This is a genomic window from Mesorhizobium sp. AA22 (genome assembly GCF_001672375.2).
Classification (GTDB): Bacteria; Pseudomonadota; Alphaproteobacteria; order Rhizobiales; family Rhizobiaceae; genus Mesorhizobium; species Mesorhizobium wenxiniae.
Map to the genome: position 1 here is coordinate 1790533 of NZ_CP048406.1, position 14984 is coordinate 1805516.

Genomic DNA, 14984 nt, shown 5'->3' on the forward strand with positions numbered 1-14984 from the left:
AGAGTGAGCGATCTATTCGCAGTCATTGCATTCTCCCTTCGAATAGCGAAGAAGATCGATGCTGCGTTCACGCCACGGCATTGCGCCGCGCCGTCTCGCGGAACCACGCGGCGCTCATCTTCGGCGTGCGCTTCTGCGTCTTGAAGTCCACGTGCACCAGCCCAAAGCGGTTGCCGAAGCCGGCGTTCCACTCGAAGTTGTCCATCGTGCTCCACTGGAAGTAGCCGTTGACCGGCACGCCGTCGGCCGTCGCGCGCTGGAGCTGCGTCAGGTAGTTGCGCAGATACATGATGCGGTCGGTGTCGTAGATCCTGCCGTCGTCGGCGATCACATCGTCGCTGGCGCAGCCGTTCTCGGTGATGAAGATCTCCTTGGCCCTCCAGAGCGACTGCACGAACTTCGGGGCCCAGTACATCGCCTCGGGGCCGAAGCTGAGCCACTTGTTGAACATCTGCGGGTGACCCTTGGCGAACGGGACCTCGCGCCAGCCGGGCGCCTGGTCGGAGGCCAGCACGTAGTATGTCGGCTTGTAGACGTTGATGCCGACGAAGTCCAAAGTCGAGCTGATGACCTTCAGGTCGTCGTCCGTGAACTTCGGCGCGTCCTTACCGGCCTCCTTCAGGTAGGCGTCGGTGTACTTGCCTTCGAGCATGACGGTCAGGAACGGGGTGTTCGCTTCGCGCGTGGCCGCCTGGGCGGCCTTGATGTGCTCGGGGGCCTCGATGAGCGGCACGGCGATTTCGATCACCTCGGCCGGGCCAACCTTGGTCCCCTGCTTCCCCTTCGCCCGGATGGCCTGCACCGCCAGCCCGTGGCCGAGAACCGCGTGGTGGCGAACCTGGTTCAACTCGCCCAGCGACAGCTTCAGGCCGGGGGCGATCGAGACGGAGTACGTGCCGCCCGGAACCTTGATCTCGTGGCCGCGATGGCCCGCGTCCACGAACGAGCGGAACTCGTTGATCGTGAAGAAGTGCTTCACGCGGTCGGAGAGTTTCTCGGCGATGTAGCCGGCGTAGTCGGCGAACGCCTTGGGAATGTCGCGGGATTGCCAACCGCCTTTGTCCTGCAGCGCTTGCGGGAGATCCCAGTGATAGAGCGTGGCGAACGGCTCGATGCCGGCGGCCTTCAACTCGTCCACTAGCCGGTTGTAGAAGTCCAGGCCCTTGGCGTTGGGCGTGCCAGTGCCCTCGGGAAAGATGCGCGGCCAGCAGATCGAGAAACGATAGGCGTTCGCGCCGATGTCATTCTTCATCAGCGCGACGTCCTCTTTGTAGCGGTGGTAGTGGTCGTTGGCGACGTCGCCGGTGTCGTTGTTCTTGATCTTGCCCGGCGTGTGCGCGAACGTGTCCCAAATGGACGGGCCCTTGCCGTCCTCGTTCCACGCGCCTTCGATCTGGTACGACGACGTGGCCGTGCCCCAGTAGAAGCCGTCAGGGAATGTTCGCGCCGCAGCGGGTGCGGCACCTGGCTGGGCACCGGCCGATTGCGCTGATGCCTCACCGCTGAATGTCGCGACGGACAAGCCAACGGCCGCTCCTCCGACGGCTTTGATAGAGTCACGCCTGGTGATTTCAATGCGGGAACGTTTCATACCGACCTCCTTCAAACGACCGTGGCGGTGGAAAGAAACGCGCGCTCCTCACCCGTGATGACTCGCGTCTTCCCCGTGACGCTAACTTTCGCGCTGGAACGGATGTCGCTCGAGCTGCTGCCGGCGCTCACCTCCACCGGACCGGGCTCCATGACGACTTCGCCGGAAAGTCCCGTGTAGGCGAGCAGGCTCATCGGAACCGTGAAGGAGACGGTTTTCGATGCGGCCGGCTCAAGATCGACGCGTGCGAACCCGATGAGCTGCTGCGCTGGGAGCGTCACGCCGGTTGCAGTGTCGGCGGCGTAGAGTTGCACGACCTCGGTCCCGCGCCGTTTGCCGGTGTTCGTGACGGTCAGAGACATTCGCGCCTCGCCGCTCACATCGACGGTGTCGCTTTCCAATTTCAGCGGGCTGTACTGGAATGTCGTGTAGCTCAGCCCGTGGCCGAAGGCGAACAGCGGCGTGGACGGCATGTCGAGGTAGCCTTTGTGGATGTCGGCCTTGGTTCGCTGATAGCCGCTGCCGGTCTTCTGGGCGTGGTGGATCGGCACCTGCCCGACGTGCCGCGGGAGCGTGTACGGCAGCTTCCCGCCGGGGTTGGTGACGCCGAAGATCGCCTCGGCGAGCGCCGGCCCCTGGCGCGGGCCGCCGAAATAGGCGGTGAGGACGGCCGGCAGGCGATCTATGACGGCAGCGAGCCCCTGGGGGCGGCCCATCGCTACGACGGCGACAGTCGGCTTGCCGACGGCCGTCACGGCGTTGACAAGTTCCACCTGCTGCGGCGGCAGGTCAATGTTCGCAGTGTCCTGGCCCTCGCCCTCGGTGCTGTCCTTACCGGCCCACGCCGAGCGGCCACCGACGTAAAGGATGATCACGTCGGCCTCCTTCGCCGCGGCGACTGCGCCGGGGATGTCCGTCGGCTCGGACGGCACCACACCGGTGCCCGCAACGGCGGTCACCTTGGCGTTGGGCAGAAGCTGGCGGACCGCCTCGGCGAGGGACACCGCCGGGTACGAGCGCTTGACGTAGTCCTCCAGATCTACTTTCAGATAGTCCTGTAGCTCGTTCTTCATCGCGACCTTGGCCTCGGGGGCCGGCAGCCACCCTGAATCGCCGGAGTCGCCGACGCCCGCCATCGAGGTTTCGCCGCCGCCCATCATGACGCCCAGCAGCCCCAGCGCGGCCGGATACGTGTAGGCCGGCAAGCCGATCACGGTGCTGTCGGCGTGCGGACCGATGATCGCGATGTTCGTGATGTCGCGGCTGAGCGGCAGGAGACCGTTCTCGTTCTTGAGCAGCGTGACCGACTCGGCCGCCAGCCGCTGGGACAGGTCCTTGCCTTCCGTCGCGAGGCTCTCGAGCTTGATCGGGTCCTCGGCGACGTACGGGTTATCGAACAACCCCAGTGCGAACTTGTCACGCAGCACGCGGCGCACGGACTCGTCCAGCTGTGACTCACTCACCTTGCCGATCTGAACCGCCCCGGCCAGCACCTGTCCGTAGCCGTGAACCTGCGGCAGCTCGACGTCCATGCCGGCGGCCAGGGCAAGCGCCCCGACCTCCTCGGGCGTATCAGCGACGCGCTGGCGCGTCTGGGCCCACCCGACGCCGACGTAGTCGGACACAACGGTGCCGGTGAAGCCCATCCGGCCTCGCAGCAGTTTCGTCAGCATCTCGTGGGAGACGTGGATCGGCACGCCTTCGAACTCGGCGTAGGAGGCCATCACCGATCCGAGCCCGGCGAGGCGGATCGCAGCCTCGAACGGACGGGCGTAGACGTCGTAGAGCTCGCGCGGCCCGACCGCGGTCGCGGCCATGTTCTGGCCAGCTTCGGTCACCGCGTAGCCGAGGAAGTGCTTCGCGCTCGCGAGCACGCCCTCGCGCAGGTCTTTCCCTTGCATCCCGCGCGTGAAGGCGACGCCCATGGCGGCGACGAGGTAGGGATCCTCTCCGTAGGTCTCGTGCACCCGCCCCCAACGGGCATCGCGCGACACGTCCAGCACCGGCGAGAGCGACTGCAGCATTCCCACCGACCGCATCTGCCGCCGCATGAGGTCCGCCATCTCCTCCACGGCTTGCGGATCCCATGTCGCCGCGAGACCGATCGCGGTGGGGAAGTGCGTGAATTGCGGCGCCACCACGCCGTTCAGCGCCTCGTTGTGAAAGATCGCCGGGATCTTCAGGCGCGTCTCGGTGACCAGGTAGCGCTGGATGGCGTTGACCGTCTTGGCGATCGTCTCGGGCGTCTTGTGCCCGAACGTGCCCAACCCAGCGATGTGTCCAATGCCTTGCTTCAACTGGGCGTCGAGCTGGCTCTTGATCGGCCCGTCGGCGCCGAGCAGGCCCATGGGATAGAGGGCGACAGCTGCATCGCCTTTTCCTCGACGGTCATCTGGCGTAGCAGCTCGTCCGCGCGTTCCATCGCAGGGTCGGCAGCGGCAGCCGCTGCGGGCGCGCTGGTGGCCGGGGTCGAAGGTTGTGCCGTCTGATCGGCCTGGGCGGCGGCATCGCTCGCGGTCGTCGCCAATCCGACGCCCGTGGCCGACACCATGAGCGCTCCGGTCCCCGCAAGCTTCGCAAGCTCACGGCGCGTGAGATCCATGCCCATTGTTCCCTCCGACACCTTGGCGTGCGGTGTTCGCGATCGTCAGCGCCTGCCGCAGGAGTAGAGAATCGCGACCGCAACAGGTTCCACGGGCGCGTCGGGAGACGGCCGCACGCGCCCGCCTAAGAGCTCCCTCTTCCGTGCCATGCCGCCCCCTCAGGCCGGCACTCCTCCAGACCTTACTCTACGCCTGGTGGCAAACTTCGCAAGGTGTGTGTTCCGGCCATTTCGCACCAGATTCAGGATGCTCCTGCTTGATTCTAAGGGCGAGCCCTGTCGGCCAGAACAAGGACGGCAGCGGCCGTAATGAGGAAGGCCCTGCAGCTGGGCCGGAAGTTGCCTGCGTCTCGAACGTTTGCATTGGGTCAATTTGCGAAGTAACTGGACGGCGCGGTCATGTCCGCTTTGACGCCCGAAGCCGCAAGTGTGATTCCCGCTCCCCAAAAATCGGAGCACGAATCATGCGGTATGAACTCAGCACCTACGAATGGAGTGTCATCAGACCGATGCTCCCGAACAAGCCGCGCGGCGTTCCCCGCGTCGACGACCGACGCATCCTCGACGGCATCTTCTGGGTCTTGCGATCAGGTGCGCCGTGGCGCGATCTGCCGGAGAGCTTCGGTCCTCATACTACCTGCTACAATCGCTTCGTTCGTTGGCGCCGAGCTGGCGTCTGGGATCAGATCATGGATGCCCTCGCCGCTGCTCATGATGGGGCGGTGCAGATGATCGACACCTCGGTCGTGCGCGTGCACCAGCATGGTGCCTGTATCGCGAGCAATTACGAGCAACAAATGGGTCGTTCACGAGGCGGACTGACCAGCAAGATTCACGCGGTCGTAGACGCCGCTGGTTTGCCAACGCGCCTTGGCCTCACACCTGGCGAGGCACACGACAATCGGCTGTGTTCGGTTCTCCTATCGGAACTGCAACCCCGAGCAACTTTGCTGGCAGATCGCGGATATGAAGCCAACTGGATCCGGGAGTTCGCCAGCCGGAAAGGCGCCTGGGCAAACATCCCGCCGAAACGAAATCGGAAGGAGCCGATCTGCTTCAGCCCTTACCTCTATCGGGCGCGCAATCTGGTTGAGCGGTTCTTCAATAAGATTAAGCAGTACCGACGCATCGCCACCCGCTACGACTAGCTCGCCGCTAACTATCTTGCCTTCGTCAAGCTCGCGTCCATCCGTCTGTGGCTGCGCGCTTATGAGTCCACGCCCTAGGCAGAAAGGCCCAGCCTGAACTTGTCCGTATCTTTTATCCTGCCTTGCCTTGCGGCTAGGTGGTTTGTCAGCAGATTTTCTTCGATGGGCTGTGACATGAAAAACCCTTGAGCGCTGTGACAACGCTCGGCAATCAGGAAATCAAGCTGCGCTTCGTTTTCCACGCCCTCTGCCAGAACGGTCAAACCGAGCGAATTGGCCAGTGCTATAATGCCTCGAACAATGTTCTGTTTTTTCTTCGACGCTTCCAGACCGCTCAAGAACGATCGGTCGATCTTCAACCGATCCAGGTTGAAATCGGCAAGGTAGCCGAAACTTGAATAGCCGGATCCAAAATCGTCGAGTGCCAAGCCGACCCCGATATTTCGAATTTCCGTCAGCATGTTCAAGGCGTTTCGGCTGTTCTGGATAAATACCCCTTCCGTTATTTCCAGTTGCAGGCGCGAGGGCGGCAGGCCCGTTTGTCGCAGCACCAGAAGAAGGTGCGCGAAGTAGGCATCGTTCTGAAGGCTTTTGCCCGAAAGATTGACCGAGCAAACGAAATCATCGGCAGAAACAGGCATCCATCGAGCTGCCTGCAGGCAAGCCTTGCTCAGCACAACCTTGTCGACTTCTAGTATCAGGTCGCCTCGTTCGGCAATTGGAATGAATGACATCGGCAGACGAATCGCGCCCGAAGCGGGGTCGCGCCAACGCACAAGCGCCTCGGCGCCAATCATGCGGCCGGTTGCCAGCTCGAATTGCGGTTGCCAAACCAGGAAGAACTCATCGCAATTAAGCGCCCGCTTGATGCCAGCTTCTTCGCCAAGCTGCATGTCGAACTGATTGAGGATTGCAGGCGAAAACGTCACGAAGCCAGAGCGTCCTTCCGCTTTGGCCACATAAAGAGCGCTGTCTGCGTTGCGCAACAGGGTGGAAATATCCGAGCCATGCTCAGGATAACATGCCATGCCGATACTGGCTCCCATGCGCACGTGGTGGCCTTCGAGTTCGGCAAACCGGTTCAATTGCTCCCGAAGCCGATCTCCGAGAGCATCCGCTGCCGCGTGCCGGTCCCCAATCGCCATGATGGCAAACTCGTCGCCGCCCAAACGGATGGCGACCACTTCGTCGGGCCGTTCGACCGATTGCAGGGTTTCAGCGACGGCTTTCAGCAGCAGATCACCGATGTGATGACCGAACGTATCGTTCACGCTCTTGAAATGATCCAGGTCTATCAGGAAAAGGCGGAGTTGTTTGCCGGCCTGCCTTGCCCGGTCCAGCACCACGTCCCTGTTGGCTGACATCCAGGCACGGTTCTTCAATCCCGTCGTCGCGTCGCGCCAGGCCAGGAATTCCAGTTTCTTTATTGTTTCCCAACGGCCGATTAGCAATACGGCAGTTCCGATCGCCAGCAGCGACAACACCGCCAGGGCGAACGCAATCTGGTAGTTGAATCTCTTCAGACTTTTTTCTGTCGAATAGAGATCTACGTTGATCTCATCTCCATATTTGTAATATTCGTCATTCATCCTCGCTACGAGCTGCTCGAGTTCCAGCCCCATTTCCTTCAGGCTCTTTTCGTCGAGAGGCAGCCCGGCCGCAATCATGGCATCAAGCCGTGTCACCGCGTCAACGACACGGGGCACGATACTTGCGTAGGCGGGAATCTCGCTCGCTGTCCCAGTGCCGTCGATCCGCTTGAAACGAATGTAGACTAGGTCGTTCGCCGCCGATAAGTGCTCAAGGCTGTCTGCCGACCCAGGGGCGGCCTGGGCGAGCGAAGTCATGTCCCTGAGGTGGGTTACATCGCGTATTGCAATGTGGAACTCGCGGATGGCGAAAAAGCCGAACCGAGGCAGCGAATATTCGATCTTGCTGAGGCTGAGAAACAATATGGTGATCAAGACGGCCGAGCTGGCCGCCGCCGCAGCAATGGCGCTCCCGTAGGTGAGGGGAACGCGCCAGCCACTCGATCCAAACCGTACCATTCGAGCCACGCCGGAGCTCGACTAGCCGCCGGACTCGAGCGTCTTGATCAGCCAGACCCATCGTGGTTTGCGGATTGGCGTATCGAAGGCAGGATAGTCCTTGAGCGGGTAGATCAGCCGGGTCGGACCCTGCGTGCGTCGGGTCAGCAACTTTCCATCCTGGCGGGTGGCAAGCAGGAGAGGACCTTCCGTCCAATCTTCGCGTGGAACTATCTGCACGTATTCGTCCACCGCCCGCAGAGCAACTGAATCCTCGCCTTCCAATCCAACGAGCTTGAGCACATCGCGGAACAGAACGCCTTCAAACGTAAGCTGCCCCTTTTCATATGGACTTGTGGTGGTGACTCTGTAGAGACCGAGCTTTTCCAGCTGTCGCAGCGTAACTGGAATTGACTTGCCGTTCTTCTGAACATTGAAGGCCACTGTGTCCGGCGGTTCCGGGAAATCAGCAGGCTCCAGCGCCGGCGCCGGCAGAATGCCAATCGCCAAAACTGCCAGCATGACCAGACCGCGCTTAAGCGGTAGAAGTGCTGTGTTGAGCAAGGATGACATGCAGCAATCCTTTTCTTCTCGATAGGCAAGCACCAGCCATTGCCTGACCTTCATTCGGGCAGACTGGTACTGTGGCCACGAATGTTTAATTTTTCCGTTAGCTTTGGTTCAGGCCGCGGGAACAGCGGTGGGATAGTACTCTGACGCTGGTCCTTGAGGCTGGAGAAGGGCGACCGTTTTCAAACCGGCAGCGGACAAGCCAGCGCAGTGGAGCAGCGGTCTAATCGCCGCGGCTTCGATCTTGTCTTCAAGCGCCGGCGGCGGCCGCGAGGCCAATTCTCTCCAATGTCGATGGGTTTTGACCCTAAGGGCTTGAACCGTGCCGGCCCAGCCCCCACGTAATAAACGGAGGCACCTCCGTTTTAGTGGAACACCTTTATCATATAATCAGGGGAACCGGTATGTCACCTGTTGAAGCCTGCAAGCCGGCGAGAGCGTGATCTCCCCCTCAAGGGGGGAGATTAGCCCCTTACCATCGCCTCGCCATCCCTTGGTGCTCTTGCCGCACCGCGTCAGCAACTGGAGCCAGACGCCCCCATGACAAGCAAAACCCGAATTCCCATCCACCTTCAAATCAACGGACATCGCCATGAGCTGGAGGTCGAGCCGCGCGTCACGCTGCTCGACGCCTTGCGCGACCATCTCGGCCTGACTGGGACCAAGAAGGGCTGCGACCAGGGCCAATGCGGCGCCTGCACCGTGCATGTCGACGGCCAGCGCGTGCTGGCCTGCCTGACGCTCGCTGCCCAGGCCGAGGGAAGGGCTGTCAGCACCATCGAAGGGCTTGCCGAAGGCGACGGCACGCTGCACGCGGTGCAGGCCGCCTTTCTCGAACAGGACGCCTTCCAGTGCGGTTACTGCACGCCGGGCCAGATCATGTCGGCGGTCGCCTGCATCAGCGAAGGCCATGCCGGTTCGGATGACGAGATCCGCGAATATATGTCCGGCAATCTCTGCCGCTGCGGCGCCTATCCGCACATCGTCGCCGCCGTGCGCCAGGCGGCACTGGAGGTTGCGTCATCCATGGAGACCGCGTCATGAGGGATTTTTCGTATCTGCGCGCCAATTCCGTCGATGCGGCACGCCAGGCGGCGGCGCTGCCCGGCGCCATGCTGCTGGCCGGCGGCACGACGCTCGTCGATCTTGCCAAATGCGGCGTCGCCGAACCCGACACCGTGGTCGACATCACTCATCTCAAGGGACTGGATAGGATCACGGTCGACGACCGGGGCGCCATGATCGGCGCGCTGGCAAAGATGAGCAGCGTCGCCGACCATGCCGCCATCAAGAGCCGGTTCCCTGCCGTTTCGGAAGCGCTGTGGCAGGCGGCTTCGGCGCAGCTCCGCAACATGGCGACCATCGGTGGCAATCTGATGCAGCGCACTCGCTGTCCGTATTTCCGCGATCCGGCGAATTTTCCCGCCTGTAACAAGCGCACGCCCGGCAGCGGCTGCTCGGCGATCGGCGGGGTCACCCGTGGCCATGCCGTGCTCGGCACCAGCGAGACCTGCATCGCCACCTATCCGGGCGATCTGGGCACGGCGCTGGTCGCCTTCGACGCAACAGTCCACCTCGGCGACCGCCAGGTCGCGGTCGACGACTTTTTTCTGCTGCCGGGCGCCACGCCCGACAGGGAGCATGCGATCGCGCCAGGTGAGGTGATCACCGCGATCAGCATTCCTGCTTCCCCTGCCGCCCAGCGCTCGACCTATCTGAAAATCCGCGACCGGCAATCCTACGAATTCGCTGCTGCAAGTGCCGCCGTCGGCATCGAGTTCGAGGCCGACGGAAGGACGATCAAGGATTTGCGCGTGGCGCTCGGCGGCGTTGCCACAAAGCCATGGCGCGCACGCGCCGTCGAAGAGGCGCTGAGGGGCAAGCTTCTGGAGCCTGACGCTGTCAGGCGCGCCAGCCTGCTCGCCATCGAGGGGGCCGTCGACCATGGTGCTAACCATTACAAGATCGAACTGGCGCCGCGCGTCGTCGCTCGCGCCATCCTTAAAGTGGGAGAAACGGCATGACCGTTCACGAGTTGAGAACAAGACACGATGATTCGAAGAGGGGCGAATCGAAGAGGGGCGACGCATCGGACGGCGCCGTCCTCGCGGACCAGGTTGGCGGGCGGCTGTCGCGCGTCGATGGCCCGGCCAAGATCACCGGCGCCGCAAAATACGCCGTCGAGCAGCAGCTTGACGGACTCAGCCACGCCGTTCTCGTCGAGAGCACGATTGCAGCCGGCAAGGTGCGTTCGATCGACACGGCTGCGGCCGAGGCAGCGCCGGGCGTGGTTCTTGTGCTGACGCCGGACAATGCGTTGCGCCTCAACACCGCAACGGACTGGCTGGGCACGCCGCCGCCGGATGTTCCCTATTGTCCGCTGGCGCGCAACATTACCTTCAGTGGTCAGCACGTCGCGGCGGTGGTGGCCGAGAGTTTCGAGCAGGCCGTCGCGGCTGCAGCGCTGGTCAGGGTCGCCTATGACGAGACGCCGGCCATCGTCGACCTTAGCGATGCGAAGGCCGGCGACGGCATTCCGATCGACGCGATGACGAAGGAGTGGGGCGATGCGCAGGCGGCTTTCGCCGCCGCCCCGGTGCGGATCTGCGCCGCCTACAACACGCCGCGCGAATACCAGGCGCCGATGGAACCGCATGGGCTGATCGCGCACTGGCAGGGCGACCGGCTGACGGTGTGGGAGCCAAGCCAATGGCTCGACGGCATGGCGCGGACCTATGCCGAATGGTTCGGCGTGCCGTTCGAGAATGTGCGCCTGGTCTCGCCCTATATCGGCGGCGGCTTCGGCTCCAAGGCGTTCGCCTACGGCTATGGCGCGGTGGCGGCGATGGCCGCGAAAATGCTGGGACGGCCGGTGAAGCTCGCGGTCACCAGGCCGCAGACCTTCACCGCCTATGGCGGGCGGGCGGCGACACGTCAGACGGTGGCGCTCGGCGCCGACGCCGAGGGAAAGATCCAGTCGATCGTCCATCGCGGCGTCAACGAGACCTCGGTCGACGGTATGTGGGTCGAGCCGCTCGGTTCGGTCACCTCGATCATGTATGCGGCGCCTAATTTCTCGTCGCGGCAGAATGTCGTGCGGGTCAACACCGTGGTGCCGGGCGCGTTGCGCGCGCCGGGCGAGAACCCGAGCGCCTTCGGTATCGAAAGCGCGATCGACGAGCTAGCTTACGAGGTCGGCATCGATCCGCTGGAAATCCGGCTCAGGAACTACGCCGAGCAGGATCCAGAGGCGAAAAAGCAATGGTCGACACGACAACTGCGCGAGGCTTTTGCCGCGGGTGCTGAGGCCTTCGGCTGGTCGAGGCGCTCGCCAGAGCCACGCTCGATGCGCGACGGCAACCAGCTGATCGGCTGGGGCGTTGCCGCCGGCACCTATCCGGTGCGGCGCGCCTATGGCGAGGCGATGGTGCGCATCCTCGCCGACGGCTCGGTCGAGGTCGAAAGCTCGAGCATCGACATGGGGCAGGGCACTTATACGATCCTGGCGCAGACCGCCGCCGAAGTCGTGGGCGTGCCGGCTGAGAACGTCGTGGTGAAGCTGGGCGACTCCCGCTATGCCCGCGCCGGCGTCACCGGCGGTTCGCGGCTGGCCGGCGTGATGACCGGCGCCGTGCACAAGGCGGCGACTGCCGCGCTCGACCAGCTGGTCGGGCTGGCGATCAGCGATCCAAATTCGCCGTTCCATGCACTGCAGGCCAACACGCTGGTCGTCGCTGAGGGCCGCATAAAGTCGCCTCGCGGCGAGGGGCCTGAGGTCTCCATCGCCGAGCTGCTCGCCAGCGTCGGACGCGAGCAGATTGAGGCGATGGGCGACACCATGCCGGCCAACTCGACGGCGGAGGATCGCTACAAGAACTACACGACCATCGCGACGGCGCTGTCGCACACCGAGGGCGACTATTCCCGCCACAGCTGGTGCGCGCATTTCGTCGAGGTGCGCGTCGACCAGGACTTCGGCACGGTTCGCGTGTCGCGCGTGGTGTCGGCGCTGGATTCGGGCCGGCTCTACAATCCCAAGCTCGCCGAAAGCCAGTGGAAGGGCGGCATCATCATGGGCATCGGCCAGGCGCTGCTGGAGGAAGGCATCGTCGACCGCCGCCACGGCCGCATCGTCAACAACAACCTGGCCGACTATCTGATCGCGACCAATGCCGACATTCCCGACATCGAGGTGATCTCAGTCGGCATCCCCGACCCGCATTCCTCCGTGCTCGGCGGCAAGGGCGTGGGCGAGCTGGGCATCGTCGGCGTTGCGCCTGCGATCGCCAATGCGGTGTTCCACGCCACCGGCAAAAGAGTGCGGGACCTGCCGATCACGCTGGAGAAGCTGATTTAGAGGGGAGGGTCGTGCGAAGCGCCCCCCTCTGCCCTGCCGGGTATCTCCCCCCTTGAGGGGGGAGATTATTCGCTCAACTGCTTTCGCCAACCACAAGCGATGGAAAGCTGACGGAGCGCCGAAGCTGCCAATCTCCTCCCTTGAGGGGGAGATGTCCGGCAGGACAGAGGGGTGCTGTCCCTCCAACTTGAGGAGCCAACTCATTTCTCCCCATCCTGCTTGATGAAATGACCGAGCAGGTCCATCGGCACCGGAAACACGACCGTCGACGAGCGCTCACCGGCGATGTCATGGAGCGCCTCGAAATAGCGCAGCTGCATGGCCTGCGGTGTCTCGGACAGCATCTTGCCGGCCTCGACGAGTTTTGCCGCCGCCTGCTGTTCGCCGTCGGCATTGATCACTTTGGCACGCCGCAGCCGTTCGGCCTCGGCTTGCTTGGCGATGGCGCGGACCATGTTCTCGTTGAGGTCGACATGCTTGATCTCGACGTCGGAGACCTTGATGCCCCAGGCATCGGTCCGCTGGTCGAGAATCTCCTGGATGTCGCTGTTGAGCTTGTCGCGTTCGGCCAGCATTTCATCGAGCTCATGCTTGCCGAGCACCGAGCGCAAGGTGGTCTGTGCCAGCTGGTTGGTGGCGGTCATGAAGTCCTCGACCTGGATCACCGCCCGCTCGGCGTCGACGATACGAAAATACAGCACCGCGTTGACCTTCACCGAAACATTGTCGCGCGAGATCACGTCCTGCGGCGGCACGTCCTGGACCACCACCCGCAGGTCGACCTTCACCATCTGCTGCACGAACGGGATCAGGATGATCAGGCCGGGGCCCTTGACCCCGGTGAAGCGGCCGAGCGTGAAGACCACGCCGCGCTGATATTCCCTCAGGATGCGAATGGCCGCGGACAGGAACATGACCACGACGAGCGCTGCTACCAGATAGGCCACATAACCGATGATCACTGCCTTGCTCCATCGCTTCTCACATTGCGACGCCGTATCGTCAGCACGAGACCGCTGACGTCAGCCACCTCGACGCTGTCGCCCACTGCAATGGGTTCGTCGGCTTTCGCCCGCCAGCGCTCGCCCCGGGCAAGCACGTGGCCCTCGCTGCCCTCCCAATCGAGGACCTTGGCCGGCAGGCCTTGCATGGCCTGTGCGCCAACACGCGGAAGGTTCTTGCGGGCCGCCCACAGATAGCTGCCGGTCAACAGCGCCAGGCCGAGCGTCAGGACGGCGGCGGTGCCGATGACGGCCCACGACATCTCGAAGCCGGGCCCCTCGATCCTGAGCAGCATGGCGGAGCCCAGCAGGAACGCCGCCACGCCTCCCAACCCAAGGACGACTGTGGGATTAAAGACCTCGACGACGAGGAAGATGATGCCAAGCAGCATCAAGGCAAGGCCGGCATAGCTGATCGGCAGGAGATTGAGCGCATAGAGCCCGAGCAGCAGGCAGATCGTGCCGACCACGCCGGGCGCAACCGCACCCGGGCTGGTGAACTCGAAGACGAGGCCATAAACCCCGATCAGCATCAGGATCACGGCGATGTTCGGATCGGTGATGACGGCGAGAAGCCGGATGAGCCAGCCGGGCTCCAGCGTTTCAACCGGCAGCCCTTTGGTCGCCAACACCTCTTTCCTGCCGGCTATTTCCACCGTCCGGCCGTCAGCCAGCTGAAGCAGTTCGGTCGTGTCGCGGGCGACGAAGTCGACGACACGCTCCTGCAGCGCCGCGTTGGCCGACAGGCTGGCCGCCTCGCGCACCGCCTTTTCACCCCAATCGGCATTGCGCCCACGCAGTTCAGCCAGACTGCGGATCAGGGCAACCGCGTCATTCGTTGCCTTGGCGATCATCGCATCGCCCGCCGGTGGGCTCTTCGGGTCCTTGCCGGCTTCCGGGCCATTGTTCTTGTCGTCGCCGCCGGGAAAGGATGGCAGCGGCCCGCCCATCTCGATTGGCGTTGCCGCGCCCAGATTGGTGCCGGGCGCCATCGCCGCCACATGGGTTGCGTAGAGGATGTAGGTTCCGGCGCTCGCCGCATGCCCGCCGGCGGGCGCGACATAGCCGATGACGGGAACCGGCGAGGCGAGGATGTCGGCGATGATCTCACGCATGCTGGTGACCAACCCGCCGGGCGTGTCCATCTGCAGGATGAAAACCTCGGCGTTCCGCTCTGCGGCCACCGCCAGCGCTTCCTCGAACTGCATGGCGCTCGCCGGACCGATGGCGCCGTCTATCTCGATGCGCAGTGCAGTCCTCTCTTGCCCGCTCGCCGCTCCGGTTGCGGAAGAGGAACAAACAGCCACAGCGGCTACAACAGCCGCGGCAATCAGGGCTACACGCGCGAGTTTCACGCTCAAAGCTCCCTATCAGGGATATGGGCCCGATTTTGCCGAAATCCATGCTGCGTCGCGCGCGCAGCGGCGCAATGGCGATTGGCGATCTCCCTCCGCTGGATGACGAGGCAATCGCATATCGGCAAGTGCCCCTCACCCGGATTGCCAACCGAATTGCGAAGGCCAATTCGGGGCAATCCGACCCTCTCTCCAAGGGGAGAGGAGATTGGCAGCGCCGGTGCTACCTCTTCTCCCCGGCGGGGAGAAGGTGGCCGCGAAGCGGCCGGATGAGGGGCCCCCCATGCGCGGGGGAGATCGGCAGCTTCAACCCTGTGCCTAACCCATTGGCAT

At 63.5% G+C, this 14984-nt stretch carries 10 protein-coding genes and 1 pseudogene; 4 read left to right on the forward strand and 7 right to left on the reverse strand.

The annotated features are described in order from the left end of the window. Positions 1–67 precede the first annotated feature (67 nt). From A9K68_RS08800 to A9K68_RS31270, 3 genes are read right to left on the reverse strand one after another with little or no spacing between them, the layout of a single operon-like run. Positions 68–1591 carry a GH1 family beta-glucosidase gene (locus A9K68_RS08800; RefSeq protein ID WP_156768345.1) on the reverse strand — a complete coding sequence of 508 codons (1524 nt, stop codon included), beginning with the start codon at positions 1589–1591 and terminating at the stop codon, positions 68–70. An 11-nt stretch (positions 1592–1602) separates the two neighbouring features. Next, positions 1603–3939 (reverse strand): glycoside hydrolase family 3 N-terminal domain-containing protein, encoded by a 2337-nt coding sequence (locus tag A9K68_RS08805; RefSeq protein ID WP_203546892.1) that lies wholly within the window; start codon positions 3937–3939, stop codon positions 1603–1605. Further along, on the reverse strand, positions 3885–4199 hold the full coding sequence (locus tag A9K68_RS31270) for a hypothetical protein (protein ID WP_203546893.1): 315 nt from the start codon (positions 4197–4199) through the stop codon (positions 3885–3887). Before A9K68_RS31270 ends, A9K68_RS08805 begins: the two co-directional genes overlap by 55 nt. A 458-nt stretch (positions 4200–4657) precedes the next feature. On the opposite strand from A9K68_RS31270, the pseudogene A9K68_RS08810 reads away from it, so the two are divergent. Continuing rightward, positions 4658–5419, forward strand: a pseudogene (locus A9K68_RS08810) (IS5 family transposase). On the opposite strand, the gene A9K68_RS08815 reads toward A9K68_RS08810, so the two are convergent. Together A9K68_RS08815 and A9K68_RS08820 are read right to left on the reverse strand one after the other, a co-directional pair. Beyond that, positions 5416–7389, reverse strand: a complete 1974-nt coding sequence (locus tag A9K68_RS08815; RefSeq protein ID WP_082982403.1) for a bifunctional diguanylate cyclase/phosphodiesterase — start codon at positions 7387–7389, stop codon at positions 5416–5418. The pseudogene A9K68_RS08810 and the gene A9K68_RS08815 sit on opposite strands and share 4 nt — an antisense overlap. 21 nt (positions 7390–7410) lie before the next feature. After that, complete coding sequence (locus tag A9K68_RS08820) at positions 7411–7941, reverse strand: molybdopterin-dependent oxidoreductase (protein ID WP_163602998.1); 531 nt, start codon at positions 7939–7941, stop codon at positions 7411–7413. 537 nt (positions 7942–8478) lie between these two features. Between A9K68_RS08820 and A9K68_RS08825 the strand changes: the two genes are divergently transcribed. From A9K68_RS08825 to A9K68_RS08835, 3 genes are read left to right on the forward strand one after another with little or no spacing between them, the layout of a single operon-like run. After that, on the forward strand, positions 8479–8982 hold the full coding sequence (locus tag A9K68_RS08825) for a (2Fe-2S)-binding protein (RefSeq protein ID WP_082982404.1): 504 nt from the start codon (positions 8479–8481) through the stop codon (positions 8980–8982). Next, the gene (locus A9K68_RS08830; RefSeq protein ID WP_065008623.1) at positions 8979–9962 is read left to right on the forward strand and encodes a xanthine dehydrogenase family protein subunit M; all 984 of its coding nucleotides are present in this window, start codon (positions 8979–8981) and stop codon (positions 9960–9962) included. Before A9K68_RS08825 ends, A9K68_RS08830 begins: the two co-directional genes overlap by 4 nt. Then, positions 9959–12295, forward strand: a complete 2337-nt coding sequence (locus A9K68_RS08835; protein WP_065008624.1) for a xanthine dehydrogenase family protein molybdopterin-binding subunit — start codon at positions 9959–9961, stop codon at positions 12293–12295. The genes A9K68_RS08830 and A9K68_RS08835 overlap by 4 nt, the downstream gene beginning before the upstream one ends. Before the next feature lie 200 nt (positions 12296–12495). Here the strand turns inward: A9K68_RS08835 and A9K68_RS08840 are convergent, their stop codons facing one another. Then, positions 12496–13257, reverse strand: coding sequence for a slipin family protein (locus A9K68_RS08840; protein WP_065008625.1), 762 nt, complete (start codon positions 13255–13257; stop codon positions 12496–12498). Further along, positions 13254–14651, reverse strand: coding sequence for a nodulation protein NfeD (locus tag A9K68_RS08845; RefSeq protein ID WP_065008674.1), 1398 nt, complete (start codon positions 14649–14651; stop codon positions 13254–13256). The genes A9K68_RS08840 and A9K68_RS08845 overlap by 4 nt, the downstream gene beginning before the upstream one ends. Positions 14652–14984: the final 333 nt, after the last annotated feature.